General features: G+C 68.3%; 30 protein-coding genes and 1 tRNA gene. 15 read left to right on the forward strand and 16 right to left on the reverse strand.

The genetic code is table 11. The features are described 5' to 3' along the window. Positions 1-91: 91 nt before the first annotated feature. Both OHA18_RS09690 and OHA18_RS09695 read left to right on the forward strand, forming a co-directional pair. On the forward strand, positions 92-388 hold the full coding sequence (locus tag OHA18_RS09690) for a putative quinol monooxygenase (protein ID WP_329003573.1): 297 nt from the start codon (positions 92-94) through the stop codon (positions 386-388). Beyond that, positions 385-1,137, forward strand: a complete 753-nt coding sequence (locus OHA18_RS09695; protein WP_329003574.1) for an isocitrate lyase/PEP mutase family protein — start codon at positions 385-387, stop codon at positions 1,135-1,137. The genes OHA18_RS09690 and OHA18_RS09695 overlap by 4 nt, the downstream gene beginning before the upstream one ends. Here the strand turns inward: OHA18_RS09695 and OHA18_RS09700 are convergent. Then, positions 1,113-2,387 (reverse strand): AlkA N-terminal domain-containing protein, encoded by a 1,275-nt coding sequence (locus tag OHA18_RS09700; RefSeq protein ID WP_329003575.1) that lies wholly within the window; start codon positions 2,385-2,387, stop codon positions 1,113-1,115. The genes OHA18_RS09695 and OHA18_RS09700 overlap by 25 nt on opposite strands. An 84-nt stretch (positions 2,388-2,471) precedes the next feature. Between OHA18_RS09700 and OHA18_RS09705 the strand changes: the two genes are divergently transcribed. Genes OHA18_RS09705 through OHA18_RS09715 form a run of 3 tightly spaced genes read left to right on the forward strand, consistent with a single transcriptional unit; the run spans position 2,472 to position 4,581 of the window. Next, the gene (locus OHA18_RS09705; RefSeq protein WP_329003576.1) at positions 2,472-3,011 is read left to right on the forward strand and encodes an AAA family ATPase; all 540 of its coding nucleotides are present in this window, start codon (positions 2,472-2,474) and stop codon (positions 3,009-3,011) included. An 8-nt stretch (positions 3,012-3,019) separates the two neighbouring features. Next, positions 3,020-3,703: an RraA family protein gene (locus OHA18_RS09710; protein ID WP_329003577.1), complete on the forward strand. Its 684-nt coding sequence runs from the start codon at positions 3,020-3,022 to the stop codon at positions 3,701-3,703. Further along, the gene (locus OHA18_RS09715) at positions 3,700-4,581 is read left to right on the forward strand and encodes an aldo/keto reductase (RefSeq protein WP_329003579.1); all 882 of its coding nucleotides are present in this window, start codon (positions 3,700-3,702) and stop codon (positions 4,579-4,581) included. The genes OHA18_RS09710 and OHA18_RS09715 overlap by 4 nt, the downstream gene beginning before the upstream one ends. Here OHA18_RS09715 and OHA18_RS09720 read toward each other — a convergent pair whose 3' ends face one another. Next, positions 4,582-5,469, reverse strand: a complete 888-nt coding sequence (locus tag OHA18_RS09720; RefSeq protein WP_329003580.1) for an LLM class flavin-dependent oxidoreductase — start codon at positions 5,467-5,469, stop codon at positions 4,582-4,584. A 91-nt stretch (positions 5,470-5,560) separates the two neighbouring features. Here OHA18_RS09720 and OHA18_RS09725 point away from each other — a divergent pair, with 91 nt between their 5' ends. Then, entirely contained in the window at positions 5,561-5,983 is a 423-nt protein-coding gene (locus tag OHA18_RS09725; RefSeq protein WP_329003581.1) for a MarR family winged helix-turn-helix transcriptional regulator, read from the forward strand. Positions 5,984-6,029: 46 nt separating this feature from the next. Here the strand turns inward: OHA18_RS09725 and OHA18_RS09730 are convergent, their stop codons facing one another. From OHA18_RS09730 to OHA18_RS09745, 4 genes are all read right to left on the reverse strand, one after another. Beyond that, positions 6,030-7,622, reverse strand: coding sequence for a fibronectin type III domain-containing protein (locus OHA18_RS09730; protein WP_329003583.1), 1,593 nt, complete (start codon positions 7,620-7,622; stop codon positions 6,030-6,032). A 42-nt stretch (positions 7,623-7,664) separates the two neighbouring features. After that, positions 7,665-8,183: a YciI family protein gene (locus OHA18_RS09735; RefSeq protein WP_329003584.1), complete on the reverse strand. Its 519-nt coding sequence runs from the start codon at positions 8,181-8,183 to the stop codon at positions 7,665-7,667. Further along, on the reverse strand, positions 8,180-9,265 hold the full coding sequence (locus OHA18_RS09740) for a hypothetical protein (protein WP_329003585.1): 1,086 nt from the start codon (positions 9,263-9,265) through the stop codon (positions 8,180-8,182). The genes OHA18_RS09735 and OHA18_RS09740 overlap by 4 nt, the downstream gene beginning before the upstream one ends. Positions 9,266-9,330: 65 nt before the next feature. Further along, the gene (locus OHA18_RS09745) at positions 9,331-11,466 is read right to left on the reverse strand and encodes an outer membrane protein assembly factor BamB family protein (protein WP_329003587.1); all 2,136 of its coding nucleotides are present in this window, start codon (positions 11,464-11,466) and stop codon (positions 9,331-9,333) included. A gap of 156 nt (positions 11,467-11,622) precedes the next feature. On the opposite strand from OHA18_RS09745, the gene OHA18_RS09750 reads away from it, so the two are divergent. From OHA18_RS09750 to OHA18_RS09760, 3 genes are all read left to right on the forward strand, one after another. Further along, the gene (locus OHA18_RS09750) at positions 11,623-12,150 is read left to right on the forward strand and encodes an SRPBCC family protein (RefSeq protein ID WP_329003588.1); all 528 of its coding nucleotides are present in this window, start codon (positions 11,623-11,625) and stop codon (positions 12,148-12,150) included. A 20-nt stretch (positions 12,151-12,170) separates the two neighbouring features. Continuing rightward, positions 12,171-12,710, forward strand: coding sequence for a GNAT family N-acetyltransferase (locus OHA18_RS09755; RefSeq protein WP_329003589.1), 540 nt, complete (start codon positions 12,171-12,173; stop codon positions 12,708-12,710). Positions 12,711-12,948: 238 nt separating this feature from the next. Next, positions 12,949-13,350, forward strand: a complete 402-nt coding sequence (locus tag OHA18_RS09760) for a VOC family protein (RefSeq protein WP_329003591.1) — start codon at positions 12,949-12,951, stop codon at positions 13,348-13,350. A 186-nt stretch (positions 13,351-13,536) separates the two neighbouring features. Here OHA18_RS09760 and OHA18_RS09765 read toward each other — a convergent pair. Beyond that, a tRNA-Tyr gene (locus tag OHA18_RS09765) sits at positions 13,537-13,619 on the reverse strand. Between the two features lie 82 nt (positions 13,620-13,701). On the opposite strand from OHA18_RS09765, the gene OHA18_RS09770 reads away from it, so the two are divergent. Both OHA18_RS09770 and OHA18_RS09775 read left to right on the forward strand, forming a co-directional pair. Next, the gene (locus OHA18_RS09770; protein WP_329003593.1) at positions 13,702-14,193 is read left to right on the forward strand and encodes a YajQ family cyclic di-GMP-binding protein; all 492 of its coding nucleotides are present in this window, start codon (positions 13,702-13,704) and stop codon (positions 14,191-14,193) included. A gap of 97 nt (positions 14,194-14,290) precedes the next feature. After that, a complete protein-coding gene (locus OHA18_RS09775) occupies positions 14,291-15,229 on the forward strand; it encodes a phosphotransferase enzyme family protein (protein WP_329003594.1) in 939 nt (312 codons plus the stop codon). Between the two features lie 146 nt (positions 15,230-15,375). Here the strand turns inward: OHA18_RS09775 and OHA18_RS09780 are convergent, their stop codons facing one another. Beyond that, positions 15,376-15,657: a hypothetical protein gene (locus OHA18_RS09780; RefSeq protein WP_329003595.1), complete on the reverse strand. Its 282-nt coding sequence runs from the start codon at positions 15,655-15,657 to the stop codon at positions 15,376-15,378. 140 nt (positions 15,658-15,797) lie between these two features. Here OHA18_RS09780 and OHA18_RS09785 point away from each other — a divergent pair, with 140 nt between their 5' ends. After that, a complete protein-coding gene (locus OHA18_RS09785) occupies positions 15,798-16,547 on the forward strand; it encodes a helix-turn-helix transcriptional regulator (RefSeq protein ID WP_329003596.1) in 750 nt (249 codons plus the stop codon). Here OHA18_RS09785 and OHA18_RS09790 read toward each other — a convergent pair. Beyond that, positions 16,544-17,278 carry a hypothetical protein gene (locus tag OHA18_RS09790; protein ID WP_329003597.1) on the reverse strand — a complete coding sequence of 245 codons (735 nt, stop codon included), beginning with the start codon at positions 17,276-17,278 and terminating at the stop codon, positions 16,544-16,546. The genes OHA18_RS09785 and OHA18_RS09790 overlap by 4 nt on opposite strands. A 10-nt stretch (positions 17,279-17,288) precedes the next feature. Next, positions 17,289-18,068 (reverse strand): AraC family transcriptional regulator, encoded by a 780-nt coding sequence (locus OHA18_RS09795; protein WP_329003598.1) that lies wholly within the window; start codon positions 18,066-18,068, stop codon positions 17,289-17,291. Between the two features lie 101 nt (positions 18,069-18,169). Here OHA18_RS09795 and OHA18_RS09800 point away from each other — a divergent pair, with 101 nt between their 5' ends. Beyond that, the gene (locus OHA18_RS09800; protein WP_329003599.1) at positions 18,170-19,036 is read left to right on the forward strand and encodes a phytanoyl-CoA dioxygenase family protein; all 867 of its coding nucleotides are present in this window, start codon (positions 18,170-18,172) and stop codon (positions 19,034-19,036) included. After that, positions 19,033-19,329: a hypothetical protein gene (locus tag OHA18_RS09805; RefSeq protein WP_329003600.1), complete on the forward strand. Its 297-nt coding sequence runs from the start codon at positions 19,033-19,035 to the stop codon at positions 19,327-19,329. The genes OHA18_RS09800 and OHA18_RS09805 overlap by 4 nt, the downstream gene beginning before the upstream one ends. 1 nt (position 19,330) lies before the next feature. Here the strand turns inward: OHA18_RS09805 and OHA18_RS09810 are convergent, their stop codons facing one another. Next, the gene (locus OHA18_RS09810; RefSeq protein WP_329003602.1) at positions 19,331-20,347 is read right to left on the reverse strand and encodes a lactonase family protein; all 1,017 of its coding nucleotides are present in this window, start codon (positions 20,345-20,347) and stop codon (positions 19,331-19,333) included. Between the two features lie 84 nt (positions 20,348-20,431). Between OHA18_RS09810 and OHA18_RS09815 the strand changes: the two genes are divergently transcribed. Continuing rightward, positions 20,432-21,283 (forward strand): arylamine N-acetyltransferase family protein, encoded by an 852-nt coding sequence (locus OHA18_RS09815; RefSeq protein WP_329003604.1) that lies wholly within the window; start codon positions 20,432-20,434, stop codon positions 21,281-21,283. On the opposite strand, the gene OHA18_RS09820 is transcribed toward OHA18_RS09815, so the two are convergent. From OHA18_RS09820 to nuoK, 5 genes are read right to left on the reverse strand one after another with little or no spacing between them, the layout of a single operon-like run. Beyond that, positions 21,270-21,776, reverse strand: a complete 507-nt coding sequence (locus tag OHA18_RS09820; RefSeq protein ID WP_329003605.1) for a hypothetical protein — start codon at positions 21,774-21,776, stop codon at positions 21,270-21,272. The two genes, OHA18_RS09815 and OHA18_RS09820, sit on opposite strands and share 14 nt — an antisense overlap. A 54-nt stretch (positions 21,777-21,830) precedes the next feature. After that, a complete protein-coding gene (locus OHA18_RS09825; RefSeq protein WP_329003606.1) occupies positions 21,831-23,282 on the reverse strand; it encodes an NADH-quinone oxidoreductase subunit N in 1,452 nt (483 codons plus the stop codon). Continuing rightward, on the reverse strand, positions 23,279-24,832 hold the full coding sequence (locus OHA18_RS09830) for a complex I subunit 4 family protein (RefSeq protein ID WP_329003607.1): 1,554 nt from the start codon (positions 24,830-24,832) through the stop codon (positions 23,279-23,281). The genes OHA18_RS09825 and OHA18_RS09830 overlap by 4 nt, the downstream gene beginning before the upstream one ends. Further along, the gene (locus OHA18_RS09835) at positions 24,829-26,595 is read right to left on the reverse strand and encodes an NADH-quinone oxidoreductase subunit 5 family protein (protein ID WP_329003608.1); all 1,767 of its coding nucleotides are present in this window, start codon (positions 26,593-26,595) and stop codon (positions 24,829-24,831) included. The genes OHA18_RS09830 and OHA18_RS09835 overlap by 4 nt, the downstream gene beginning before the upstream one ends. Next, positions 26,592-26,897 carry an NADH-quinone oxidoreductase subunit NuoK gene (gene nuoK, locus OHA18_RS09840; RefSeq protein ID WP_329003609.1) on the reverse strand — a complete coding sequence of 102 codons (306 nt, stop codon included), beginning with the start codon at positions 26,895-26,897 and terminating at the stop codon, positions 26,592-26,594. The genes OHA18_RS09835 and nuoK overlap by 4 nt, the downstream gene beginning before the upstream one ends. Between the last annotated feature and the right edge of the window lies 1 nt (position 26,898).

The following is a 26,898-nucleotide window of genomic DNA, read 5'->3' on the forward strand; positions in this document are numbered from 1 at the left end:
GAGATACGAGACAACATACATGACCGAATATGGCCAGACCGGGAGGGTGCCCGCGGGCGAACCTTGAGGAACAAACCCCAGGAGGATTCAGATGCTGGCAAAGGTATTTCCGATCAAGCTGAAGGACGGCAACCAGGCTGCCGCCGAGGCGATCGTGCAGGAGTTCGCGCCGAAGGGGCCGGGCGCCGAGGAGGGCACGCTCTCGTTCCGCGTGTACCGCGACCCGGCGAAGCCGGACTACCTGTTGTTCGTCGAGCACTTCGCGGACCAGTCGGCGTACGACGCGCACACCGGGTCGTCGGCGTACAAGGAGCTGATCGCGGGCCGGTTCGCCGACCTGATCGTCGAGTTCGTCGAGATCGACCACGAGCTCCTGGTCAGCCTGTGAGCAAGCAGAACGAGTGGGCGCGGCGGCTGCGTGAGCTGCACGGACAGCCGCCGCTGGTGCTGCCGAACGCGTGGGACGCGGGTTCGGCACGGGCGATCGAGGCCGCGGGAGCGACTGCGATCGCGACGACGAGTGCGGGTGTCGCTTGGGCGCACGGCGTCGACGACGCCGGCGGTCTGAACCGGGAGTCGGCGGTCGCCGCGCTCCGGCTGATCTGCGCGGCGGTCTCGGTGCCGGTCACCGCCGACATCGAGGCCGGGTACGGCGATGTCGCGGGCACGATCGCCGGCGTACTCGAGGCCGGGGCGGTCGGCGTCAACCTCGAGGACAGCACCGGGCGGGTGCTGGACGATCCGTTGGTTCACGCGGAGCGGATCAGGGCGGCCCGTACGGCGGCTGTTGCCGCGGGCATCGATCTGGTGATCAACGCGCGGACCGACACTTACCTGTTCGGCGACAAGACCGGGACGATCGAGCGCGCCAAGATCTACGCCGATGCGGGCGCCGACGTACTGTTCGTGCCCGGCGTGGTCGACGCGGTGACGATCGCCGAGCTGGTCGAGGGATCACCGCTGCCGCTCAACGTGATGGTCGGTCCGGGCGCTCCCACGGTCGCCGAACTCGCCGAGCTCGGCGTCGCCCGGATCAGCGTCGGCCCGGCGATCACCAGCGCGGCCTACGCCCTCGCAACCGCAGCGGCAAAGGAACTGCTGACCACCGGCACCTACGAGGCCCTGGTCAGCGAGTAGATGCCGGCGAGCGAGCGCCACGGACTGAGGCGCTCGCTCTCGCCGGCCAGCGGCCAGGCGTCGCGGGCGCCGAGGCGCAGGGCGATCTCCTGTGCGGCGCGTGGGCTGGTCACTGTCTCGAGCGAACGGACCAACGTCTCGGCATCACCGCAGGTCTCCAAGACAATGTTGCCGTCAGCAACTTCTCGCGCGAGCGGTCCGACCATCTCCGCGCCGGTCAACGCCGCAGGCCCCGGGAATGCGTGCGTCAGGCCATGGGCGAGCCCCGGCACCGGCACGCCGTACACCTCAACGAGCTTGCGCAGCGCCTCCGTCGCGTCCTCCGGCGGCAACTGGTCCCGGACCACGGCCGCAATGGCGACCTCGAACGGACCCCACGCACCGGGCACCCGGACACCTGGCCGAGCCGCGACCAACGGGCCGAGCGCGGCGTCGGTGGACAGCTGCGCACGAGCACGAACCGGCTCGCAATCCAGACCGACCAAGCAAGCAGCCCGGTCGACAACGTGCATGACGCCCTCCCAGTACGGAAGGTGCGCGCGCAGGATCAGATGATCATCGCCACCCGGGCCCAGCTCGAGCACACCCGGCTCGCCGTCGAGCGAGATGGTCCGCCGGTACACGCCGTCCTCCACCGACTCGACGCCCGGGATCGCGCGCGCCTTAAGGAATGCGCTCATCGCCTCCCAGTCGTACGGCGGGGTGAACGGCAGCCGCAGCACCAGGCCGCCATCGGCGGCGAGGCGATCGCCGCGGCGCCGACGGTCGCGCAGCTCGCGCGGTGACGCCCGGAAGATCTCCCGCATCGCCCGGTTGAACTGCCGCAGGCTGCCGAAGCCGGAAGCGAACGCGATCTCCGCGATGCCGAGATCGGTGTCGTCCAGCAACCGCCGCGCGAAATGCGCCCGCCGCGACCGGGCGAACTGGTCCGGCGTGACGCCGAGATGCTCGTTGAACATCCGGCGCAGATGCCGCGCGGACACCCCGAGCCGCTCGCCCAGCGCCTCCTCCCCGGACTCGTCCAGCAGACCGGTGATGATCAGCTGCACCGCCCGGCAGACCAGCTCGGGCGCCTCGTCCGCGACCGTCCCGGCCACCCGGTACGGCCGGCAGCGCAGGCAGGCGCGATACCCGGCGGCTTCGGCCGCGGCGGGCAGCTCGAAGGTGCTCACGTTCTCCGCGAGCGGCTTGGCCCCACAACCTGGCCGGCAGTAGATCCCCGTCGTCCGGACCGCGGAGTACGTCGTCACGACAGCGACGTTAATCGTGCCCACCGACAGTTCCTGACGCCGGTCTTACACCGCACGCCGACAGTGACCGATAAGGTACGGCGGGTGCATTCGAAACCGATGCTTGTCGTGGTGAGTGGTCCGCCCGGGACCGGGAAGACGACGCTGGCGCACCGGATCGCGAGCGCGATCGGCTGCCCGGCGATCTGCCGCGACGAGATCAAGGAAGGCATGGCGCACGCGACCCCGGGATTCGTCCCCGGACCCGGCGACCCGCTGACGATGCGGACGCTGTCGACGTTCTTCGACGTGATCGGTCTGCTGATCGGCCGCGGTACGACGGTGGTCGCGGAGGCCGCCTTCCAGGACCGGCTGTGGACCCCCGGACTGAGCCCGCTGCTCGCCCGCGCCGATCTCCGGATCGTGCACTGCACGGTGCCGGCTGAGGTCGCGCTCGCGCGGATCACCGCCCGGTCCAGCGCGGACCCGAGCCGCTCCGCCCACGAGGACGCCCAGATCAGCCCCGACGCCCGCCTCCGCACCCACAACTCCTTCCAGCCGGTCGATCTGCCGGTCCCCTCGATTACCCTCGACACCACTACCGAGCCACCACTCGAGGAAGTGCTGGCGTTCCTGTCGCGGTGAGGATCCACATGCTTGAGCGGTTTGCGGAGTTGACCACGGCACATGTTGCCGATGCCTGTGTGCGGGCGGGTGTGCCCGTGCGGACGGTGTCGTTGACGGCCGTGGTGGGTGAACGGATCGCGGGGCGGGTGTTGCCGGCTCAGCATGTGGGCAGCGTGGACGTGTTCCTGGAGGCGTTCGAGTCGGCGGCCGAAGGCGACGTACTCGTCGTCGACAACGGCGGCCGGCGGGACGAGGCCTGTGTCGGCGACATGGTTGCTCTGGAGGCCGCGGCCGCCGGGATCGTGGGGATCGTGATCTGGGGACTGCACCGCGACACCGTCGACATCACCGCGATCGGGCTGCCGGTGTTCAGTCTGGGCGCGCTGCCGACCGGGCCGTTGCGGCTCGATCCGCTACCCGACGATGCGTTGCCCAAGGCAACGATCGGCGAGTGGACGGTGACCCGGGAGGACGTCGTACTCGCGGACGAGGACGGCGCGATCTTCGTACCGGCGGATCGCCTGGAGGAACTGTTCGGGCTGGCGGAGTCGATCCGCGACACCGAGCACCGGCAGGCGGACGAGATCCGCGGCGGGCGGTCGTTGCGCGAGCAGGTACGGTTCCCGGAGTACCTGGCGAAGCGGGTCGCCGACCCCACGCTGACCTTCCGGCAACATCTCCGTGCGGTGCGAGGAGCGATCGAGGAATGAACGCGGCAGCGGCAGGGACCTGGCAGTTGGGCGACGTCATCGTCAACCGGATGGGCTTCGGCGCCATGCGGATCACCGCGAACCCGGATCGTTCGGTCGCGATCGAGGTACTGCGACGTGCGGTCGAGCTCGGCGTGAACCACATCGACACGGCCGCGTTCTACACGTCGCCGGGTGGAACGCTGCGAGTCGGCGAGGGCGAGAAGCGGTGGGCGAACGAGCTGATCCGCGAGGCGTTGGCGCCGTACCCTGATGGGCTGGTCATCACCACGAAGGTCGGGCCGGGCGAGGATCCGGAGCGCGGGTTCTACCACGCCACGACGGCCGCGGAGCTGCGTGAGCAGGTGGAGACGAACCTGCGGCAGCTCGGCGTCGACTGCCTCGACGTGGTGAACCTGCGGATCATGAAGAAGCCCGGCGAGGACTCCATCACCGAACGTTTCGGCTGGCTCGCCGAGCTGCGCGACGAGGGCCTGATCGGGCAGCTCGGCGTCTCGAACGTCCGGATCGATCACGTCGAGGAAGCGCTCGCGATCGCGCCGGTCGTCTGCGTACAGAACAGCTACTCCGTCGACCAGCGCTCCGACGAGGACAGCCTGATCGCGTTCTGCGCCGAGCGTGGCATCGCCTACGTTCCGTTCTTCGCGATCGCCGGCTCGTCCCGCGAGTCCGGCGCCACGACCGACCACTCCGAGGCCATCGAGAAGCTCGCCACTGTCCACAACGTCACACCCCAACAGGTCCGCCTCGCCTGGACTCTGCACCACTCCCCCAACATCCTCGCCATCCCAGGCACCGGCAACCCGTCCCACCTCGACCAGAACGTCGCAGCCGGCAGCCTGCAGCTGAGCGCCGAGGAGCTCGTGACCCTGGAGTGATCAGACCGCCGCGGCGGCGCGGATGGCGGGGACTACCTCTTGGGACCAGCGAGTCAGTTGGGTTTCGAAGGGGTCGGAGCCGCGGGGGAAGAGGGTGAAGCCGGCGGCGTTGTGGTTGAGGATGGCGTCGGTGAGTTCTTCGACCCACTGAGCCGGGGAGCCGCCGATCCAGCGGCCCTCTTCGTCGCGGGTACGACGGAGTGGGGTCGCGGTGATCGCGCCGGGGAAGTTGTAGATGGTCGCGACATCGGATGGCTTGCGGCCGACAGACAACGCGGCTTCATCGATGATCGGGCGGGACCACCGGTAGCGGTCGCTCAGCCAGTCGGCGGCGTGGCCGGGGATCCAGCCGTCGGCCTGCCGGCCTGTCGCGGCGAGCGATTTCGGTCCGTTGGAGCCGGTCCAGATCAGCGGCGCCGGTACGGCGGCCGGCCGGAGCGCACCGATCGGGTAGTGCTTGGTCGGCGTCGGCGTACCACCGTCGGACATCGAGTGCACCAGCTGCATGGCCTCCTCGAACGCCTCGACCGCCTCGGCGGGACGCAGCTCGGGAACGCCCATCGTGGTGATCCGGTCCCAGGCCCCGCCGGCACCGAGACCGAGCAGGAATCGCCCACCGGACAGCGCCGACAACGAGGTCGCCGTACGGGCAAGCACCGGGGCAGGACGCAGCGGCAGGTTGGTCACGTTGACGAATGCCGACAGCCGTTCGGTGCGGCCGAGGATGAAGGCGATCGCGGCGTACCCGTCGAGCATGTCCGGGACATACGGATGGTCCGCGAGGCTGACGTGGTCGAGACCGTCGCGGTCCGCCTGCTGCGCGAGCCGCAGGATCCCGGCCACCTCGCGCACGCCGTCGGGCGACCCGTATCCGAAACGCACGTTCATATCGACTCCTCAGATAGTTCGCTGTCCTAACTAGTTGTACCACGAATCGTTAGAACAGCAAACTATTAGTCAGCCGGACTATCATGGGGGCATGGTGACGACGACGGCTCGCGACTCCGACCTCGCGAGCGCGATGGTCCAGACGATGCATCGGCTGCAGGACCTGCACGCCGAGACGAGCCGCCCGCTCGGCCTCACGCCGCAGCAGGCGCACCTGCTGTGCGTCCTGATCACCGGCCCGCTCGGCATGACCGAGCTCAGCCGGATCCTGAGCATCGAACGCTCCAGCCTGACCAGCATGGTTGACCGGCTGGAGCGCCGCGACCTCGTCGCCCGCGTCGCCAATCCCACCGACCGCCGCGCCTGCCGGATCGAGCTCACGGCCGCCGGCAAGGATCTCGCCCACCAATGTCATGACGCGGTCGTCGACCGCATCCAGGCGATGACCGCCGACCTCCCGGCGAGCACCCGCGCAACCCTCACGACAGCCTTGCAGTCGATCCTGGCTCGATGACCTATCAGTACGTCGAACTCACCGGCACCCGGGCGGCACTGCCTGATCAGCCGCGGCGCGGTCGCTTCAGGGTGAACGACTCGAACTCCGACAGCTCACCGCCAGGACCGAGTACGTCGTAGTACGTGACCGCCATCGTGGTCTGGCCGCCGGGGTGACCGGGGTCGACGGTGAACGCCGCAAAGCCGTACGGATGGGCGGCATTGCGCGAGGCCGACCACGGAGCCGGCTCCTGGACGTACACCGGCGGACGCTTCCCCGTGGTCGGATCGGGTACGCCGACCGAGGTGATGACGCGGCAGGCCGGCGGGTTGAACAGGACGCCGTTCGAGCCGACCGACGTACCGCCACCGCCGATGACCATGTGGACCGTGCCCTTCGACGTGTCCACCACGTCGGTCCGGGTCGCGGTCGGGATCGGCGTCAGCGTCTGATTGGGCTGCTGCCCGCGAATCGGATGTGAGCGCTCGTAGTGGTGCTCGTGCCCGCAGACCACGAGGTCTACGCCGTACTTGTCGAACAGCGGCACCCACTCCTGCCGGATGCCGAGGTCCGCGCCGTTGGCCTGGTCCGCGCTACTGACCACGACCTGGTGCATGCAGACCACGACCCAGTCGATGTCGTGGTCGGCGCGCGTCGCCTTGAGCTCCTTCTCGAGCCACGCTTTCTGCGCGCCCTCGGAGTACCCACGGACGTAACTGTTGCCGCCGTCCTGGTAGCAGACGTCGTCGTTCGCCAGGCTGATCACACGCACCGAGCCAACCGTGAACGCGTACCAGAGACCGCGCGTCACCTCCGTCTGGCCGGCTTGCCGCGGAAGCGAGAAGTACGTCTGGTACGCCTCGTAGCCGATCGGGCCGTTGCCGAGCTCGTTCTCGTGGTTGCCGGCCGACGGCATCCACGGACGGTTGCGGGCGCTGCGGGTGTTGTTCTCCCAGAAATCGTTCCAGGTCCGCACGCGGTCGTCGGCCAGGTTGGCGTAGCAGAGGTCCCCGTTGAACAGGTGGAACAGCGGCCGGACCCGCTCCACGCCGGCGGTGACGTCGCCCGCGGCCGGTGAGCCGAGGTTGTCGTTCACGAACGGCGGGTTCGGGATCGTCACGCCGGCCGGCGGCACGTACCGCTTGCCCAGCGTCGGCGTGCCCTGGTCGCCGAAGCTGGTGAAGGTGAACTTGGCCCGGCCCTTCGGCGCGGTGTGGAAGGTACCGAACTCTGCCTCGGCACCTTCGTGTACGGCGGCGTACACGTACTCGTTGCCGGCCCGCAGCCGGCTGATCCGAGCATGGTGGACGTACACGTTCTGCCCGGACTTGGCGTCGGTGTAGCTGGTGCTGACCGCGGTCACGGTCCGCTCGAAGTCCCCGTCCGGACCACCGAGCAGTACGCGCGGCCGTCGTACCGGCTGGCGGCTGTGCCAGGAGACGACGACCTCCGTCGACGCGTCCACGCCGAACTGCAGGTGCAGGCCGCCGACCCGGGGTGTGGTGACCGGGTCGGCGGCCGGCGCGGACTGGAGAACCGGAGCGGCCTGGGCCGGCGCTGTAGTGGTCAGCAGGGCCCCACCGGTGAGGACTGCGGCAGACGCGAGAATTCCACGCCGTGAGAAGTGCGACTCGAACAGCTCTTCGTCATCGATCACACAGTCACGCTGAGCGCCCCAGATGAATCCGGGGCCAACTCACTACCGCCTGCCGCCGAACTCCCAGGGATGTACCTCGGCATCCGCGGCCTGCACCAGCTCGGCGGCAACTGCCGCGTCGGGCGCTTCGACGAGTGCGGCCCGGCCGACGTGTACGTCGCCGTCGAGCAGGTCGCCGTACACGATGAGGTGCTCCGACGTCACCGGTCGCGGGCCGTCCTTCGTGAGGACGAGGTAGCGGCCGTAGCCCTCGACCGCGGCCGTGAACTCCCACATCGTGCGGCCGGTGTGGTTGTCGAAGCGGAACAGCTCGACCGTGTCGAAGGCGCCGCCCAGGTAGTACGGCTCGTCGTACGCGAAGGCCCTCAGTGCTTCCTCGTCCGGGAGGTCGACGATGTGCAGGCTGCCGGTCGATTCCTCGCGATCCTCGGTGAGGGTCGGGCCGCGGGCGATCAGCTCCCCGGCGTACCTGTCCATGAAGGCCCAGTGCTCCTCGGTCAGCTGGGCCTTCAGCTCGCCGGTGCCGGCGCGGTCGCGGCAGTAGACGAGGTACTGCGTCACTTGCCGGCCAGGTGGAGGCGCAGGATCGTGTCGTAGTCGACGATCTCCACGCCCGCCGCGGGCACCACGGCCTCCTGGCTCGGGACGATCAGCAGCTGCCGCGGATCGGTCACGTCGACGTCGTACTTCGACTTCACCTGGGAGCGGTTGTCCGCGGTCGCGAAGAACTCCGCGTAGCGCCCGAGCTCGGCCGCGCTGTCGAGGACCGGCGTCCGGAAGGAACGGCGGCGCTTCTTGCCATTGACCACGTCGACGACCGGAAGCTCGAGCCGGCCGATGATGTGGCTGCCGTCGGCGCGCTCGAGGATGAAGTCGGGCTGGAGGTCGTCGAGGGACGGCTGCCGCAGCAACCGGGTCGCACCGAACGCCGACAGCAGGATGCTCTCGTGCTTGTCCAGGAACTCGTCGACGGTCGAGTCCTGCAGACCGTGCGCGAGGTAGGTGCTCTCGAACGGGTCCGGCTTCAGCTCGGCCGCGTCGATCGGCAGGCTGATCGTGCCGATCGGGTCGAGGTGCGGCTGGGAGTTCGAGTAGTTCCGCAGGAAGTCGAGGTACTTGTCGGCCGGCTCCGAGCGGTGGATCGCCAGCGCGAAGAACACCCAGTGCGCGCGCAGCGAGTCGCCGGCCGTGTGCACGAGCAGCGTCCGATCGAAGGTCGAGTAGTTGCCCGGGGCGAACTTCAGCAACTCGTCCGCCGGGCCGACCACCTCGTTGCCGAGCATGTTCGCTGCGCCCGGGAACCGCTCGTCCAGGGCGCGCCGGCCGATCTCGGTCGCGATCGTCGCGTCCTTGAACCAGTTCTGGCCCTGCAGGTTCGCGACCACGGTGCCCGTGCCGAGCCCGAAGTACTCCTCGACGCTGCCCAGCTTCTGCCGCCGCACTTCGAGGGTCCGGTACTCGCGGCTCAGGCCGACGAGCTCGAGGATGTTCCAGTCCGGGGTCTCGGTCAGCACCATCATCCGCGGGAACAGCATCGGCCCCGGCAGCTCGGTCCGGTGGCTCACCGGAAGATGCTGACTGGCCTCCTTCAGGTGCTCCCCCCAGAACTGACCGTTCACCTTCACGAACTCAGTGGGTTTCATCGCTCTCCTCGCTCGGACACTCCGTCACAACCAACAACTCCCGCCCAAGCAGACCCTATTCCCCGCTATCTCAGCGCGATCAACCCGTCCTCGCCGCTGACCAGGACCAGGTTCCCGGCCGTTCGGACGCCGTACCCGCACAGGACGGAGTCGTCGACGTTGTAATAGCCGACGGCGCCGTCGCTGACCGTCGCCAAGCGGCAGGTCCCACCGCTGTACGGACCGGCCAGAACCACGACGCCGTCCGTCGTGACGGCGTACCGCTGGCCGAACCCGACCTGCACCGGGGTCGTCGACTCGACCTTCCCGGTGCCGGCATCGACGACCTCGACGACGCTGTCCGTCCGGTTCTCGGCATCGCCCGGGCAGCTGACCAGTGCGACGTGGTTGCCGGCCGACTCCATCTGGAGCGGGCAGGTCCAGTCGGACGGGATCTCCGCCCGCCACTTGATGTCGCCGGAGCGCGGATCGACGCCGACCAGCGGCCCGTACCGCTCGGATTGCAGGCCGACGACGAGGCCGCCGACCGTCGTCAGATCGCTCAGTGAGCCGTCGTGGGTCCAGAGCTTCTTGCCGTTCTTCAGGTTGAGACCGACGAGTTGGTCCGGGTCGCTACCGCAGCTGTGGCCGAGCTGTACGACGACCGTGTCCGGGGTGGCGGAGGCGCCGATGCCGGTGCAGCGACCGGGCTCGTACGTCCAGCGGTTCGAGCCGTCGAGGTTCGTGCCGTACAGCTTGTCGGAGCCCTTGCTGACCGACTTGCCGGTGATGAGCGGATCGTTGTCGTCGATGTCGTAGTCGCGGGTGCTCTGCGGCCACGCGGCTTTGCGTTGGCCGGTGTCGGCATCGAGGGCGACGTACCCGAGGTCCTCGTACGACGCGAGCACCTGCTGGCCGCCGTTCAGCGCGTAGAGATGCGGTGCGTCGTCGGTGTCGGCACGGGTGTAGCGCCAACGCGATTGGCCGGTCGCAGGGTCGAGCATCTCGACGGTGCCACGTCCGCGGGCGATCGCGATGCCGTGGGCGGTCGCGACGAGGCTCTGCACGTTGCTCTTGCTGGTCCAGAGCGGTCCGCCGGCGAAGTCCGTGCGTACGTCGAGGTTGGCCGGCTGGTGCTGCCCGTCGAGGTACTCGTTCGCGCTGAGCAGGTAGGCGCGCTGGAGCGGGTCGATGACGAGGAAGATCGCGAGGAACACAACGACGACCGCGCCGAGACCCGCGAGCCGCTGGCCGCGGTTCCGACCTGGGGTCGGCGTGAATCTGGTGGCTGCGAAGGCCGCCGCACCGGCCACGATGAGGAGGACGGACAGGATCATCAGGAACGGGACCCGCTCGCCGACACCCGAAGCGCCGTTGGTATCCGGGGTGGTGAGCCAGACGACCAGGGCCCCGATGACGCCGACGACGGCCGGAGCGGCGGCCATGACGCGGGCATTGCGGACTACGGCGCTGTACACGACGGCGACGGCGACGAGCGCGGCAAGCATGAGTACGACGGCGGGCCAGACCGAGTCACCGCTGTACTCCGGGACGCGCCAGGGCGCCCGTACCGCGGCCACTCCCGCGACGAACGCCACGAACGCCGACAGCACCGCCGTCACCGCCAGCGCGGCCCGCTGCCAACCGCGCCACGGGTGGGGCGTCAAGCCGTCGAGGGTGGTCAGTTCGTCGGTGAGGTTCGCCCGCGCTGCCGTCTCGTACCGGTCGTAGGCGAGTTGCGTCCGGTAGATCCGGTCTTTGAGCAACGCCTCGACCAGCTGACGTCGGCCTTCCACGTCGTACCCGGCGTCCCGGCGTACTTCGGATGCGTGCGTCGCATAGCGCGGATCCGCGTACACGGACTCGACGGCGTCCAGCAAAACGTTGCCGTTGGCATCCGACTCGGCGACGTGCGGGCCGCCTGTCAGCCGGACGAGCCGGGCGACTTCGGCGGTCCGCACCGGGCTCACGTCGTACTTCGGCAGCAACTCCTCCGCCAGCAGTGCCGACGCCTCGGTACTGCGCTCTGCCCGATGGAACCAGGCAGCCAACCGCACCGCGATCGGGTCCGTGCACAGCTGCTCCAGCGCCTCGAACGCCGTCAGCACGACGGTGAGATAGCGCTCCCGGTACGCGATGCGCTTCCCGCCGTACCGCCGGATCACCTCATCTCTCAGTGCCTCCGGCAACGACTCGTCCCAGTACTCCCGAAGCCCAGCCACCCGCCGATCCTGACAGACCCCCGGACCACCGGCCTCACTCTCCCCGCCTGCGTGGCCCCGCCACCCCGGGTCCACAAAGGCAAACCAGCGCGCGCTCTACCGCCACCGCCCGGAACTCGGCAGCCTGTACAGGGAAACCGAGTAGAGGAGCACCGGGTGACCAGCAAAGAACAAGCAGACCCTCGAATCCTGGGCACCCTGCGCTCAGCCGACGGCAAGGGAATCGCGCGCATCGAGGACCAGTTCGCCACCGACATCAACGATCTGTGGTCGGCCCTCACCGATCCCACCCGCCTGGCTCACTGGCTGGGCGAGTTCACAGGCGACCTCCACGTGGGCGGCACTTTCGACGCCCATTTCTTCTCCAGCGGCGCAGAATCCACCGGCCGGGTAGACACCTGCGAACCACCCCACCACTTCACGGTGACCACAAAAGGCCTGCACGCACCGAACGAACACATAGTCGAAGCCACCCTGAGCGCTTCCGGCGCCGGCACCACCCTCGTAATCGAGCAACGCGGCCTCCGCCTGGACTGGCTCCCCGCCTTCGCCGCAGGCCTCCAAATCCATATCGAAGACCTGGCCGCCCACCTGACCGGCGGCGACCGCTGCGATTCCGACGCCCGCATGACCGAACTGATCCCCGCCTACGAGGCCCTCACGATCGCCAGTGAGAGCTCCTGACCACCTGTTAGCGTGCCCGGATGGAACCCCTGGGACTCGCCGCCTGGCCACCTGAGCCGATCAAAACCGAGCGCCTGATCCTCCGCGAACCCGAGGCACGAGACCGTACTGCGTTCATCGAACTACTCGCCTCCCCAGACGTGAACGCCTATCTCGGCGGCCCCCGCCCACGCGCCGAACTCGAACGCGACCTACCCGACATCCCCGAACGCTGGCCCGGCAGCTTCGCCGTCGAGCTCGACGGCGCCATGATCGGCCACATCCTCCTCAGAAGAGCAACCACCCACCGCCACCCCGCCGCCACCGGAAAAGCCGACCTCGGCTACCTCTTCCTCCCCCAAACCTGGGGCTCCGGCTACGCCACCGAGGCCTGCACAGCAGCCCTCACCTGGTTCGACACCACCCACCCCCACGAGCCACTGATCCTCACCACCCAGTCCGCCAACCACCCCTCGATGCACCTAGCCCAAAAACTAGGCTTCACCGAACTAGAACGCTTCACGGCCTGGGAAGCCGAACAATGGCTAGGCCAAAGACCCCCACAAACACCACCCACCTGAGCCCCCACCGCCGAGCGAAGCGAAGGCGCAGGGGGTGCGGGTGGCGGAGCCCCGCTTGCGGCAAGCGAAGCGCAGCCGCACAAATGACGAAGGCGAGGCGGTCAGCGCAAGAATTGCGCGACACACCTCGCCCATCGCCTCGTGGCGGGTGCAGGGTTCGAACCTGCGTAGGACGAGCGGTCCGTCCGGGCGGCCCTTGCGATATCGGCTACGCGTTGCTCTGTGGCAACATGGCGTGGTGCTACAGCTCTTGGGTTTCATCATCGACTGCCCGGACCCGATGAAGCTGGCAGCCTTCTACAGCGAGGTGACGGGCCGCGCCATCATGGACGGCAGCCACAACAACTGGGCCGGCATCCCCTTCGGCGAGGTCGACCTGGCCTTCCAGCGGGTGGATGACTACCGCCCTCCGAGCTGGCCCGACGACGAACACCCCAAGCAGTTCCACCTCGACTTCGAAGTGGACGAAATCGAGCCCGAACAGCGACGCGTCGTCAAGCTTGGCGCGACACTGGAGAAGGACTTCATCGGACCCGAGGGCTACGGCTGGCAGGTCTACACCGATCCGGTCGGGCATCCCTTCTGCCTGTGCCGCCACAAAGGGGTCACATGGACCGACGAACGGGTGGTGTGGCCCTAAGCGTGTGACTCGATGGTGGTTGCCGCTGCCCCAACACGCGGATCCGCATCCTAGCTAGGGCACGAATAGGGCAACAAGGCCGTTGCTCGCCGGTCCTGACCGGACACCGAACCCCAGATACGACAGTGGCCCCTGACCTGCGTTTCCGCAGGTCAGGGGCCACTTTTCGTGCTTGCAAAGCGCCTGTGGCGGGTGCAGGGTTCGAACCTGCGTAGGCATAAGCCGACAGATTTACAGTCTGCTCCCTTTGGCCGCTCGGGCAACCCGCCAGGGTGCTGCCGGTTCGTGAACCGGCGTGGGAGACGATACAACAGGTAGTGGCCCTGACAGCAAATCGGAAAGGATGTGCCCATGGCTTCGGAGTCCTCCTTCGACATCGTGAACAAGGTGGACCGTCAGGAGGTGGACAACGCCGTGAACCAGGCGGCGAAGGAGATCAGCCAGCGGTTCGACTTCAAGAACGTGGATGCCGGGATCAAGTGGTCCGGTGAGGCGATCGACATGCAGGCGAACACCGAGGAGCGGGTGAGCGCCGTGCTGGACGTGTTCAAGGACAAGCTGGTGAAGCGGCAGATCTCGCTCAAGGGGCTGGACGCGGAGGAGCCGAAGCTGTCCGGGAAGATCTACAAGATCTCCGCGACGATCGACGCCGGCATCACCCAGGAGAACGCGAAGAAGCTGTCCAAGCTGATCCGTGACGAGGGCCCGAAGGGCGTGAAGGCGCAGATCCAGGGCGAGGAGCTCCGCGTCTCCAGCAAGAGCCGTGACGATCTGCAGTCCGTGCAGTCCCTGATCAAGGGCCAGGACCTGGACTTCGCCGTCCAGTTCGTCAACTACCGCTAGGCACTGGGGAGGATTTCGGCCCGATTCGGGTAGGAAATCCTCCCCGGCCCAGGTAATCGGGTCGCGCGGCGCGGGATCGGCGGGCAAGGTGGCGGGCGTGGGTGAGACGTTGCTGCGGAAGTGGTTGCTGGCGGATTTCGGGCTCGAGGTGGTGGAGCTCACACCGGTGGCGTACGGCGCGGACGTCGCGGCGCAGGTGTGGAGGGCCGGTACGGCGACCAATGCGTACGCCGTGAAGTGGAGCGGCGCCGGGACGAACACGGGCCACCAGGTGGCGGCGTTCTTGGCGGACAGCGGGCTGCCCGGCGTACCGGAGATGATCCGGACCACTGAGGGCGGGCTGTGGAGTGTTCACGCGAAGAAGCGGCTGACGATCACGCCGTGGATCGACGGGGTCCGCGCGGCGCAGGGCGGGCTGACGGAGGAGCAGTGGTCGGAGTACGGCGTACTCATCCGGCGAGTGCATGATTCGGAGCCACCGCACCGGCTGCGGGATGCGCTGCCGGTGCGGAGTCACATCGACGTACGGACGCCGGCGATCGCGGAGCAGGTACGCACGCGGCTCGAGACGCCGGATGGCGAGGTCGAGGAGGAGCTGGCGGCGGTGTGGACGCAGTACGAGCACGTCATCACCGACCTGCTCACCAACCGTCCGCCGGCGCCGACCGGCCCGCGGGTGGTCTGCCACGGCGACCCGCACCTCGGCAACGTCCTGGTCGATGAGCATCTCCACCTCATCGACTGGGACGACGTCATCTATGCACCCCGGGAACAGGACCTGATGTTCATGCTCGGCGGCATGGGCGACGTCGGCCCTACCACACCGACCCAGCGTGACGCCTTCCTGACCGGCTACGGTCCCCACGCCATCGACGACGACGCCATCCACTACTACCGCCACGTCAGAGCCTTCGAAGACGTCATCGGCTGGTCCCACCAAGCCATCACCGGCCCCGACAACAAGGACGCGCTGACCGTGGCCAAGGGCGTCCTCGACCACGGTCTGGCGGCTTTGGCGGTCAGTGCCGAGCGGTGAGGTTCGGGTACGCGCGAATGGTGCCAGTCACCAGGCTGGACATCGCCAATCGCACCTGGGCCGTGTGGAAGAACGCCTGCAGCGCACCCGTCGCGCCGGCGGTGAAGCGGGCGTGGCCGGAGGGGTTGTCATGACATTGCCTCGCGTCACGACGCCGCGTGCAGGTGGGGTCGATGCAGGACGACGGCGGTCAGGATCGACGCGAGGACGGCCGCGCAGAGCATCAGTCCGATCACCTGCAGTGTGGACGGTCCCACGGCATGAACGATCGCTGGGGCGGCATTCGACGGCGGGACGCTCGCGGGCGCGGCGGGTGCTGAATGACCCGAAGGATCACGCGGCAGCATCGCGAACGCAGTACCGGCCAGGGCCACCCCGGACAGGACGATCGTGCCCAGCAGTGCGGCGAGACGAGTCAGCAGTTTCATGGTCGTTCCTTCCCGAGAACGAGCGGCGCGGTGCCGCCCTCATCCACCGTTGCCGTGACCGGACCTGGCGGGCCATACGCAGTTCGGCGTATTGCCCCGTGGTGGATCAGGCCTAGGCTGAATTCCAGGGGAGGGCAGCCATGCAACAGTTGACGGTCACCGAACGCGATCTGCGCCGGATGCTCGACGTCGTCGATCACCAGCGGTGGGACGGCGCCGGCCGGGAGTTCCCGCGCGACGTCCTCCGCGCTCTCCGCGAGCTGATCCCCGCCGACGACATCACGTTCCAGGTGAGCCGGCCACACGATCGCGTCTTCATCGGTCTGGAGGAGCTGACCGGCACGCCTCCAGGGCTGGACGACGACTGCGACGAGCTGTTCTGGCAGTTGTACTGGCGGCACAGGACCTGCAGCCGGCCCCAGCGAACCGGTGACCACGAAAGCGTCTGGATGCTGTCCGACTACCTGTCCCTGCGCCAGTTGGGGAACAGCGAGGCCGGCCTGTGGGACCGGATGAACGGGGTGCGTAGCGAGATCGCGGTGCCGTTCCCGGAGCACGACGGCGAGGACCGCCGGATGCTCCTGTTCCGGACCACAGGGCCCGGCTTCTCGGAACGTGAGCGGTTGATTCTTCAGCTGCTCCGGCCGCACCTGGTCGATATCCGCCGCGACCTGGAGCGCCGCCGCGCCGGGATCCCCGATCTGACCACCCGTCAGTGGGAGTTGCTGCGCCTGGTCGCCGCCGGGCACAGCAACACGCAGATCGCCCGCCGGCTATTCGTTGCCGAGGGCACCGTTCGCAAGCACCTGGAGAACATCTACGAGCGCCTCGGCGTGAACAGCCGAACCGCGGCCGTCGCTACGGCATTCCCGGTCGCCGACTCGGCCTAGGCGTGCCGGAGCCAGATGTTGGGTTCGATGTAGGTGCCGCGGTCGGACTCGCGGTCGATGGTCAGCGTGGTCAGCCCGGCGGGAATCGTGTAGGTGCCGGTGGACGGAAAGAGCATGTCGGTCCACTTCTCCCAGTCGGCGACGCTGCCGGTCATCGTCTGGGAGGCGGGGGCCGGGGCCAGGAGGGTGGCACCCAGGCGGACGTGGGTCCGCAGCCAGGGGTCCAGCGGGAGGCCGTCGGGGCGCGTCCAGGTCATGAAGGTTTCGATCGGCGTCAGCGGGTAGCTGGACTTGAGGGTGGGGCGGACCGGGGCGATGACCTGCGGGAGGCCGCCGGCGATCGCGTGGTCACGGACTGCCGTGATCACGCGGCTGGAGTGGCCCTGGCCCTGCTCGTCGGAGCGTACGGCGGCCGCCATCAGCACGAAGGTGTTCGGTACGACGCCCTGCTCGTACGACGTCACCGACCGCGCCAGCGAATCCGTGAACCCACCAGGCAGATCGCCCACCGTCCCGTCCCACGCGATCGGCACGCCCCAGCAGCCGGCGATCAGCCGCTCGTCGGACGACACGAGGTAGAACTCCCACTGCGCGAAGTACTGCACCCGCCGCTCCCGGTACGGCTTGACGCCTTCGTCGTGGAAGATGAACTCCGGCCACTCCTCGACGAAGCGCCGCTCGGCCTCCTCGTCGTACTGCGGGGCGTCGGCGACCGGGATCAATTCGTACATGCCTCGAACGCTAGCCCCCTGACCCGACCCCGGCCACCGCATTACGCACCGCCCGCGGCGATGCGCCGAGCTCGCGGTGGCAGGTCTTGTTGAAGGCTTGCAGGTCGGAGATGCCCACCGAGGCAGCCACGGCCGGGATGGACAGGGTGGACGAGACGAGCAGATGCCGGGCTCGATTCATCCGCCGGGTGCGGATGTAGGCGATCACGGTGTGACCGGTCTCGTGCTGGAAGAGGCGAGTCAGGTGGTTGTGCGAGACGCCGGCGAGTCGGGCCAGCGCGGGCACGGTCAACGGCTGTGCGAGGTTCGCTTCGATGTACGCGATCGCCGCGGCGACCGCCGGGTGCCCGGCCTCGGTCGTGGCGGGCGTCAGGTCGGCGATGCGCCACAGCGCGGTCCAGACCTCCGCCGTAGTGCGACCCGACCCGGATGGGGACGACTCGATCGCGGACCGCAGCAGAGTGGACAGCAACGGAGCATTCGCAGTCGCATCCTGTACTGCGGGGACGTGTGAAGGCGAGCCCACCCGCTGAGGACGGAAATGCGCGTACAGGTGTTCCGAGCGCCCCAGATAGTCGAACTGCACCGAGGCCCCAGCAGGCGTGATGGAGACATATCCAGGAGCCACGGTGTACGCCGTCCCGTCCAGCGTGAGCTCGGCGGTGTAGTTGTACACGTGCAGCTGCCAGAGGTCCGGCAGACGGAAGACATCCCTCCGCTTGCGCACCCCGTGGATCCCCGCGCCGACGTTCACCACCTCGGGCGGAGCGGCCAGATGCAGTTCGATCATGGTGAGAAATTACCACTAGTGGTGATCACAGCCCACGCGAGACAACGCTCTCCAAACTTACGCTGGAGGAGTAGCAACCACTAGCCACCATGGGAGTCTTGATGCCTCATCCGCATCGCAAGCACCTGCTCACCTCGGTACAGATGGCGCATTTCGTCGCCACCGGCGCGCTCCGGATGGATGCCGTCGTACCGGACGACATGAACCAGCAGGCGATCGAGGTCCTGAAGAACGGCATCCCGGGGGTCCCGTACGGCACCCCGCTGTCGGAGGCGTTCGGGGACAGCGAATTCGTCGAGCGGCTGGTGCAGTTGCCGGAGGTCGCCGGCGCCATCCACAGCCTGGTCGGTCCCGAGCCGACCGTCGACCACCACGCCGTCCACATCCGCAAGGCGCACGAGGGCGAGGCGCAGAACCTGCACGGTGACGCGATCATCGACGTCCGCACCGACGCCTTCGACGTACAACTCATGTACTACCCGCAGGACGTGACGCTCGAGATGGGCGGCACGCTCAGCGTGCCCGGCAGCCACCTGCGCCGGACCAACGAGTCCGACACCGGCCGCTACCAGAACCTGCTCGGCCAGACCCGGTTGGTCTGCCCGGCCGGCACCGTCCAGCTCCTGCACCACGGCATCTGGCACGGCGGTCGCAAGAACGACAGCGACCTGGATCGCTACATGTTCAAGATCCGGTTCAACCCGACCGTCCGCCAGGTCCGGCTCTGGAACACCGACGACCTGTACGACGACGCGGTCGCGGCTGAACTGGAGCAGAACTTCCCCTGGTACGAGAACGCCACCGGCCGGCTGGAGAAGTACAACCGCATCATGCTGTGGCGCGCGATCAGCGGCGACGACACCTACGACCCGAACTACTGGGTCACCCGGGTCTCGAACCGGCCGCAGCGCGTGGTGAGCGACCGCGCCAACAACCCGCACGCCAAGGGCAAGAAGGAGATGGTATGACCGCCACCGCAGAGACCCCGCTGCAGACCGGACTTCGCCAGCAGGTGCTGGTCCTCTACCTGGCCTCCTCGGCGCTGGACGCGCGCGTGGTCGGCTGGTCGACGTACGACGGCACCGGCGAGACGCACCCCACCACGGGTGACAGCGACGAGCCGCCGTACACGACCGGACTGGACGCGCTCAAGGACGGCTGGCGCCTGTTCCAGGCGTCGCAGCTGAACCCGCCGTACCCGGGTCACGAGTACGACGTGTCGTTCCTCAAGCACGAGTTCTTCTTCGAGAAGCTCGTCTAGGTCACACCGGCAGGATGCAGACCGGCTTCGGCCAGCTGACCGGCTCACCCTGAGCGGTCAGCCGGCCGTCGTCGGCGATGCTGAAGGTCGCGATCTGGTCCGAGCGCTCGTTGGCGGCGTACAGGGTCTGTCCGTCGTTGCTGAAGGCAAGGTGCCGCGGCCAGTCGCCGCCGGAGCCGATGGTCTGCACCAGCTCGACGGACAGACCGTCCGCGGCCGTCGCGAAGACCGCGATGGTGTTGTCGCCGCGGTTCGAGCCGTACAGGAACCGGCCGTCGGCGGAGATCAGCAGCTCGGCCGGGAAGTTCTCCCCCGGCGAGTCGGCCGGACGGGTCGAGGCGGTCTGCACGGTCTGCAGCTTCCCGTCCGCGTAACTGCAGACGGTCAGCGTCGAGTCGAGCTCGTTGATCACGTACGCCGCGCCCGCGGTCGGGTGGAACACCAGGTGCCGCGGCCCCGCGCCCGGGTGGACGTGCAGCCGGTCGACCTCCTCCAGCTGCCCGTCCTCAGTCAGTGTCGACGAGTAGACGGTGTCGGACCCGAGGTCGACGTCGAACACATACGCGCCCGCCGGGTCGAACGCGATCTGGTGCGCGTGCGGCCCCTCCTGGCGCTCGGTGTTCGGTCCGGTCCCGGAGCGCTGGACGAAGTACGCCGTCTCGCCGAGCGAACCGTCCTCGTCGATCGGGTGCACGGCGACCGACCCCGACGTGTAGTTGGCCGACAGCACGAACCGGCCGGACGGGTCGATGTCCAGGTGGCACGGGTGCACACCGCCGGTCGGCTGCTGGTTGAGCAGCTTGAGCCCACCGTCCGGCTGGATCGCGAACGCCGCGATCCGGCCGCTGTCCTCCTCGTCGGTCGAGTACAGGAACCGCCCGTCCGCGGACCTGACCAGGAACGACGGGTCGGCGATCGTCGCCACCGTCTCGATCGAGCCCAGCGGGCCGAACGCGATCCCGTCCCCACCGCCGGCCTGACTGGTGTAGCTCCCGACATAGATCCGCTCAGAGGTCATGGCCATACCCTGCCATCTCAACCGTCCCCAGGCATCCCGAGGTCCACACCGCAAGCGAAACCGGCCTCGCCTAGCCTGAGGAGCATGGATACCACGGCTTTGCTGGAGCGGATCGGGGTCAGCGGGTACGACGGGCCGCCGCGACTGGAGGGGTTGACGCGGTTGCACGAGGCGTTCGTCGACCAGGTGCCGTACGAATCCGTGCAGTACCAGCTCACGCCGGGCGGACCGCTGGAGCCGGAGGACGTGGCGAAGCGGATGATCGCGCGGGAGGCCGGCGGCTACTGCTTCCAGCTGAACGGGAGCTTCGCGCTGCTGTTGCGCCGGCTCGGTTACCAGGTGGAGATGCACCGAGGCGGCGTACAGACGGCCAACCGGCCCGGCGGCGTCGACGCCAGCCACATGGTCCTCACCGTCAGCGGGCTGATCGAGGATCCGGATCGCGTTTGGCTGGTCGACGTGGGTCTCGGCGATGGTCTGCGCCAGCCCATGCCGCTCGAGGCCGGAGAGGTCTATCAGCACCCGTTCACGCTGGGCCTCAGGACGTCGGACCTGACCGACGGCTGGCGGCTCGACCACGATCCGCGGGCGAACCTGATCGGCATGGACTTCGAGTCGGCGCCCGTCGGCCTGGACGCGTTCGCCGCGCAGCACGCCCGCCTGTCCACCGAACCCACGTCCCCGTTCGTCCGGCTCGCCTCGGCGTTCCGCCGTACGCCGAAGTCCGTCGTCGTACTGCGCTCCGTCGGCCTGAGCGAGACTTTCGCCGACCGCATCGACAACACCCTGCTCGAGACCCCGAGCGACTACTTCACCGCGCTGGCTGACGTCTTCTGGCTCCCGCTCCCCCACTACTCGCAGGCCGACCGCGACCAGCTCTGGCGCCGGGTGTGGTCGCAGTACGAGGACTTCCTGGCGCGGACTACTTCGACGTGAAGCTCACGATGACCGTGTCGCCTTCGGCGTAGGTCAGGGTGGCGATGTGCAGTGGGCCGTCCTGGCTGCTCCAGCTGACCGCGGCGATGCCGCCGGCCACGCCTCCGGCGCTGCCACCGCCGCTGCGGCTGACGTCGCTGCCGTTGCGGCTCAAGGAGATGTATCCGTGGGAGTCGGTGAGCTTGAGCGTGGCGGCTGCCGCGGTGGCGGTGAACTTGTCCCCGCTGAGGTTGAGGGCGGCCTTCTTGCGGATCAACACCTCGCAGGTGCCGTCATTGCAGGCCTTGTAGTTCTGGCCGTCCTTCGCGGCCGGCACCACCGGCTGACTCGGAGTCGACGGCTGCATCGGGGTCGGCGGCTTGGGCGTGCCCGGCGTTTGTGACGGGACGATCATCGGCGAGCCGACCGGTTTCGTACTCCGCGGCTGCTCCGAGCTGCCACAGGCGACCAGAGTTGCCAGCAACGCGGCTGCGACGAGTCCTCGAGTGATCACGCGGTACACGCTAGCCATCGGCGAGATCGCCTCCCCGGCGATGGCCGGAAGCTGTCAGGTCGCGAGTGCGAACAGGACGCTCGGGAGGACCGACAGTACGGCGGCGACCGCGGCGAACAGCGAGATCATGGCGACGGCCGGGGTCTCGATGTCCACCGAGAACGGGTCGTCGGCGGGGAGCCGGAAGAGCTCGGCCACCCAGCGGAGGTAGACGGCGAGGCCGATCATCACGTTGATGGCCATGACGATCGCCAGCCAGCCCAGGTGGGCGTCGATGACGGCCTGGAACGCGGCGAACTTGGTGAACAGGCCCGCGAGCCCCGGCGGCAGGCCGGCCAGGACGACGAGGAAGAAGATCAGCGCCGCGGCGAGACCGGGCTCGGAGCGGACCATGCCGCGGTAGTCGGTCAGGAGCCCGCCGCGGCGGTGACGCTGGACGACGGCAACGGCTCCGAAGGCGCCGAGCGTGACCACGACGTACGCCGCCAGGTACCCGACGACGGCCTGGGCGTCGCCGACGGCCAACGGCGCGAGCAGGAAGCCGACCTGGCCGATCGACGACCAGGCGAGCAGCCGGACCGCCTCGACCTGACGCAGCGCGGCTACGTTGCCGACGGTCATCGTCACGGCCGCGAGGATCGCGATCACGGTCCGCAGGTCCGATCCGTCCGGCGCGATCCCGGCCGTCACCAGCACAAGCAGTCCGGCGACCCCGGCCGACTTCGAGACGACCGCGAGGAAGGTGGTGACCTCCACCGGCGCACCGACGTACGTGTCCGGTAGCCAGCCGTGGAAGGGCACCGCCGCGATCTTGAACGCGAACCCGACGATGACGAAGAGCCCGGCCGCGAACGCTACCCGCCCGAGGTCGGGGGCGAGACCGGTCAGCCGGTTCGCGATCGTGGTCAGGTACAGCGAGCCGGTCACGCCGTACAGGTAGGACACCCCGAACAGCATCACCGCGGTCGACAGCACGGACACCAGGAACGCCTTCATCGCGCCCTCGGAGCCACGCCGGTCGCGCCGCAGTCCGACCATCGCGAAGCTCGGCAAGGACACCACCTCGAGCGCGATCACCAGCGTCGCGAGATCGCGCGCACCCGCCAGCACGGTCGCGCCGGTCAGCGCACTCAGCAGCAGGAAGTGGTACTCCCCGATCGGAACATCCGAGGCCAGCAAGCGGTACGTCGACAGGCCGACGACGCCGAGCCCGCCGACCAGCAGCACCGCCCACAATCCGGCCGTCAACGGCTCGAACACGAAACTGCACTCCGCCGGCCCTTCGACCGCGGGCCGGCAGAACGCGGGCTTGAAGCCGCCGCGCTGAGCCCACACGAAAACGAGCCCGAACAGGATCACCGCGCTGGTCAGCAACGTGACAACGGTATGCCGGAGCTCGGCCGACGCGCTCTTCCAGAAGCTGTCGATCAGCAGCACGGCAACCGCACCGATCGCCAGCACCAACGGTACGGCGATCGCCTGCCAATCGGTCCACGTGAGCGTCATAGGAAGGTCCATTGGTTGAGCAACGTGAACGGCCACAACCCGAGCACGACGGTCAGTGCGATCAGCGGCGCGAACGTGATCAGCTCGATCCGGCTCAGGTCGACCGCGAACGCGGTGGCCGGATGCTCGGCCGGATCACCCTGACAGAGCTCGCGGATCAACCGGAGGAAGTACGCGGCGGTCAGTACGGCGCCCAGCCCGGCGATCACCATCAGCACGACGAAGGTGGCCCGTGGCAACCAATCGGCCGGGTGGTAGGCGCCGAGCAAGACCAGCATCTCGCCCCAGAACCCGGCCAGGCCGGGTAGCCCGAGCGACGCCAGGCACGCATAGGTGAGCAGCCCGCCGATCCGCGGCAGCCGCGCGTAGAGCGCCCGGCCGATCGCCCGCAGGTCGCTGGTGTCGTGCCGGTCCTTGATCGCCCCGGCCAGGAAGAAAAGCAGGCCGGTGATGATGCCGTGGGCAAGGTTCGCGTACAGGGCGCCGTTCAGGCCTTCCGGGGACATCGTCGCGATCCCGAGCCCGATGAAGCCCATGTGCCCGACGCTCGAGTACGCGATCAGCCGCTTGACGTCGGTCTGCGCGAGACAGGCCAGCGATCCGGCGATGATCGCGACCACCGAGAAGCCGGCCAGATACGGCGCGATGGTGGCCGTGGCGTCCGGCAGGACCGGCAGCAGGATCCGGATCATCCCGTAGCTGCCGAGCTTCAGCAGGACACCGGCCAGCAGCACCGACCCGACCGTCGGCGCCTTGGCGTGGGCGTCGGGCAACCAGATGTGCAGCGGCCAGAGCGGCATCTTCACCGCGAGCCCGACGGCGATCAGTACGGCGGCGGCCAGCGGAACCCCGTGCCCGCCCTTGATCGGATGCTGCCCGAGGAACACCAGGTCGAACGTCCCCGCGTGCCGATGGATGAGCAGGAAGCCCAGCAGCATCAACGCCGAGCCGAACACCGTCATCAGCACGAACGTGGTCGCCGCGCGCCGGCGGCCGGCCCGATCGTGGTCGTCGCCCCAGATGTCGATCACGAGCCACATCGGGATCAGGACGATCTCGAAGAACACGAAGAACAACACCAGGTCGGAGGCGGCGAACGTGCCGATCACGCCGGTCTCGATCACCAGCAGCAACGCGATCAGCGACCTCGTCCGGCCGATGCGCGGGGTGATCTTCAACGAGTAGACGCAGCAGAGGAAGACCAGCAGCGTCGTCAGCGCGATCAGCGGGATCGAAATGGTGTCGACCGCGAGGTGGAAACGGACGTCCAGCGACGGGATCCACGGCGCGTTGATGTCGACGTACGGCGTCAGCTTGCCGGGCAGGGTCCGCGGTTGCGGCCCAGCGCTCAACCCCAGCGTGTAGGTGCACGGGCAGTGTGGTCGGCGCATGTCCCACCAGAGGACGAACGAGGCGACCAGCAGGACACCGGACACGATCGTCCCGACCAGCGCCGCCACGCGGTCACCGATCACGACGGGCAGCGCCCACAGGACCACGGCGGTCAGCGCCGGGACCGCGATCAAGGCGATCAGCAGCGATTGGCTCACGAGCCGATCACCCCCGCCAGGATCGCGAGCGCGACCGCGCCGATCACGGCCGCGGTCAGATAGGTCTGCACGTTGCCCGTCTGCAGCTTCCGGAAGCCCTGCGAGGCCAGCACGCCGGCGCGCCCGGTCGCCCGTACATAGGCCCCGATCACGTCCCGATCGTTGCCGACCGCGAGCTTCGCGAACCATTGCACCGGCACGACGAACAGCCGCTGGTACGCCGGATCCACGCCGTACTCACGCTCCAGCACAACCGGTCGTGGATCGGCGCCGCGATGCCACAGCGAGTACGCCGCGAGCGCGCCGAGCACTGCGAGGACAGTCGTGATCAGCGCGATCGCCCAGTTGAGGTGTACGCCGTCGGTGTAGCCCAGCCCGATGGCGCCGACGGCGAGCAGAATCATCGGCGCGAGCATCAGCCACGACCCGTCGCGCAGCTTGTTCGCGTCCGGCTCCTCGAGATCCGCCATCGGGTCGTCGTCCTCGAACGCGCCGACCGCGCCCGCCAGGGCCGGAGTACGGAAGAACACCCACAACCACAGGCGCACGCAGTAGAACGCCGTCATGGCCGCGGTCAGGCAGACCGATACGAGCACGACCCAGCTGACCGTCGAGCCGTCGCGGGCCTGCTCCCAGGCCGCTTCGACCACCGCGTCCTTCGAGAAGAACCCGGCGAACCCCGGTACTCCGGCCAGCGCGGCGAGGCCGATCGTCATCGTCACGAACGTCACCCGCAGCCGCTTCCGCAGGGCACCGCGCCGGGTGTACCGACGGAGTACGACGAAGGCCGCGCTACCGACCTGGTGCAACAGAACGCCGGCGCAGAGGAAGAGGAGGCCCTTGAAGGCCGCGTGCGTCAGCAGGTGGAAGAGCGCCGCGCGACGACCGTCTTGGGTGCCGAGCGAGAGTCCGGCGAACATGATCGCCAACTGGCTCACGGTCGACCAGGCGAGCACCCGCTTCACCTCCACCGCCGCCATCGCGCACGATGCCGCGAACAGCATCGTCACGCAGGCCACCACAGCCAGCACAGTGAGAGTGGTCTGGGCTTCGACGAAGACGTTGTAGAGCCGGGCGATCAGGAAGACGCCGGCGGCAACCATCGTCGCCGCGTGGATCAAGGCACTGACCGGGCTCGGACCGGGCATCGCGTCCGGGAGCCAGGTCTGCAGCGGGACCTGCGCGGACTTGCCGATGACACCGACCAGCAGCAGGATCGTGCCGAGCGTCAGGGTGTGCGGCTCGATCGGGCTCGTGCCCAGCTCGGAGATCCGGAACTCGTGGTACCCGACGCCGAGCACGAAGATCCCGAACAGGAAGCCGACATCGGCCAGCCTCGTCATCAGGAACGCCTTCATCGCGCCGGCCCGGGCGTCGCGACGCTCCCAGTAGTGACCGATCAGCAGGTACGAGCAGGCGCCCATCACCTCCCAGCCGATCAGCAGGAGGAACAGGTTGTCCGAGATGACCACAGTCACCATCGCCGCGGTGAACAGCGTCACGAGAGCTGTGTACGACGCGATGCGCTCCCGCACGTACCCGATCGAATAGACCTGCACGCAGGTGGAGACGACGCCGACGACGGCGAGCATCAGCACGGTCAGACCATCGGTGCGGAACTCGTAGGAGAACCAGAAATCCTCGCCGATCATGGCTCCGCCGGCCGTGGTCTGCTGCGGATCCACGCCGTACAGCAGAGCAGACGCCAGTACGACGAGCAGCGAGAAGCCGACGCCGGCCACCCGCCAGGCGGTAGCGATCATGATTCCACCAGGTCGCGGGCGGCGTCGGCGTCCACATGACCGTGACCGCGGAACAGCAGCAGCACGATCGCCAGACCGAGACCGATCTCGGCCGCCGCCAGGGTGATCACGAAGACGGCCAGGGTCTGACCGGTGGCGTCGTTGATCCGCCAGGCGTCGAAGGCGACCAGGTTGAGGTTCACCGCGTTCAGCATCAGCTCGAACGACATCAGCAGGGTGATCAGGTTACGGCGCGCGAGAACGCCGTACACCCCGATGCAGAACAGCGCGACGGCCAGCAGCAGCGGGAGGATCAACGGCACG

Origin of the sequence: Kribbella sp. NBC_00709, assembly GCF_036226565.1 — a bacterium.
Lineage (GTDB): Bacteria > Actinomycetota > Actinomycetes > Propionibacteriales > Kribbellaceae > Kribbella.

Bases quoted from the DNA above. Each gene is read 5' to 3' on its own strand.
- OHA18_RS09690 (WP_329003573.1), top strand. From the start codon at position 92: ATGCTGGCAAAGGTATTTCCGATCAAGCTGAAGGACGGCAACCAGGCT.
- OHA18_RS09710 (WP_329003577.1), top strand. From the start codon at position 3,020: ATGCTTGAGCGGTTTGCGGAGTTGACCACGGCACATGTTGCCGATGCC.
- OHA18_RS09715 (WP_329003579.1), top strand. From the start codon at position 3,700: ATGAACGCGGCAGCGGCAGGGACCTGGCAGTTGGGCGACGTCATCGTC.
- OHA18_RS09720 (WP_329003580.1), bottom strand. From the start codon at position 5,469: ATGAACGTGCGTTTCGGATACGGGTCGCCCGACGGCGTGCGCGAGGTG.
- OHA18_RS09725 (WP_329003581.1), top strand. From the start codon at position 5,561: ATGGTGACGACGACGGCTCGCGACTCCGACCTCGCGAGCGCGATGGTC.
- OHA18_RS09740 (WP_329003585.1), bottom strand. From the start codon at position 9,265: ATGAAACCCACTGAGTTCGTGAAGGTGAACGGTCAGTTCTGGGGGGAG.
- OHA18_RS09755 (WP_329003589.1), top strand. From the start codon at position 12,171: ATGGAACCCCTGGGACTCGCCGCCTGGCCACCTGAGCCGATCAAAACC.
- OHA18_RS09770 (WP_329003593.1), top strand. From the start codon at position 13,702: ATGGCTTCGGAGTCCTCCTTCGACATCGTGAACAAGGTGGACCGTCAG.
- OHA18_RS09780 (WP_329003595.1), bottom strand. From the start codon at position 15,657: ATGAAACTGCTGACTCGTCTCGCCGCACTGCTGGGCACGATCGTCCTG.
- OHA18_RS09785 (WP_329003596.1), top strand. From the start codon at position 15,798: ATGCAACAGTTGACGGTCACCGAACGCGATCTGCGCCGGATGCTCGAC.
- OHA18_RS09790 (WP_329003597.1), bottom strand. From the start codon at position 17,278: ATGTACGAATTGATCCCGGTCGCCGACGCCCCGCAGTACGACGAGGAG.
- OHA18_RS09795 (WP_329003598.1), bottom strand. From the start codon at position 18,068: ATGATCGAACTGCATCTGGCCGCTCCGCCCGAGGTGGTGAACGTCGGC.
- OHA18_RS09800 (WP_329003599.1), top strand. From the start codon at position 18,170: ATGCCTCATCCGCATCGCAAGCACCTGCTCACCTCGGTACAGATGGCG.
- OHA18_RS09805 (WP_329003600.1), top strand. From the start codon at position 19,033: ATGACCGCCACCGCAGAGACCCCGCTGCAGACCGGACTTCGCCAGCAG.
- OHA18_RS09810 (WP_329003602.1), bottom strand. From the start codon at position 20,347: ATGACCTCTGAGCGGATCTATGTCGGGAGCTACACCAGTCAGGCCGGC.
- OHA18_RS09815 (WP_329003604.1), top strand. From the start codon at position 20,432: ATGGATACCACGGCTTTGCTGGAGCGGATCGGGGTCAGCGGGTACGAC.
- OHA18_RS09825 (WP_329003606.1), bottom strand. From the start codon at position 23,282: ATGACGCTCACGTGGACCGATTGGCAGGCGATCGCCGTACCGTTGGTG.
- OHA18_RS09835 (WP_329003608.1), bottom strand. From the start codon at position 26,595: ATGATCGCTACCGCCTGGCGGGTGGCCGGCGTCGGCTTCTCGCTGCTC.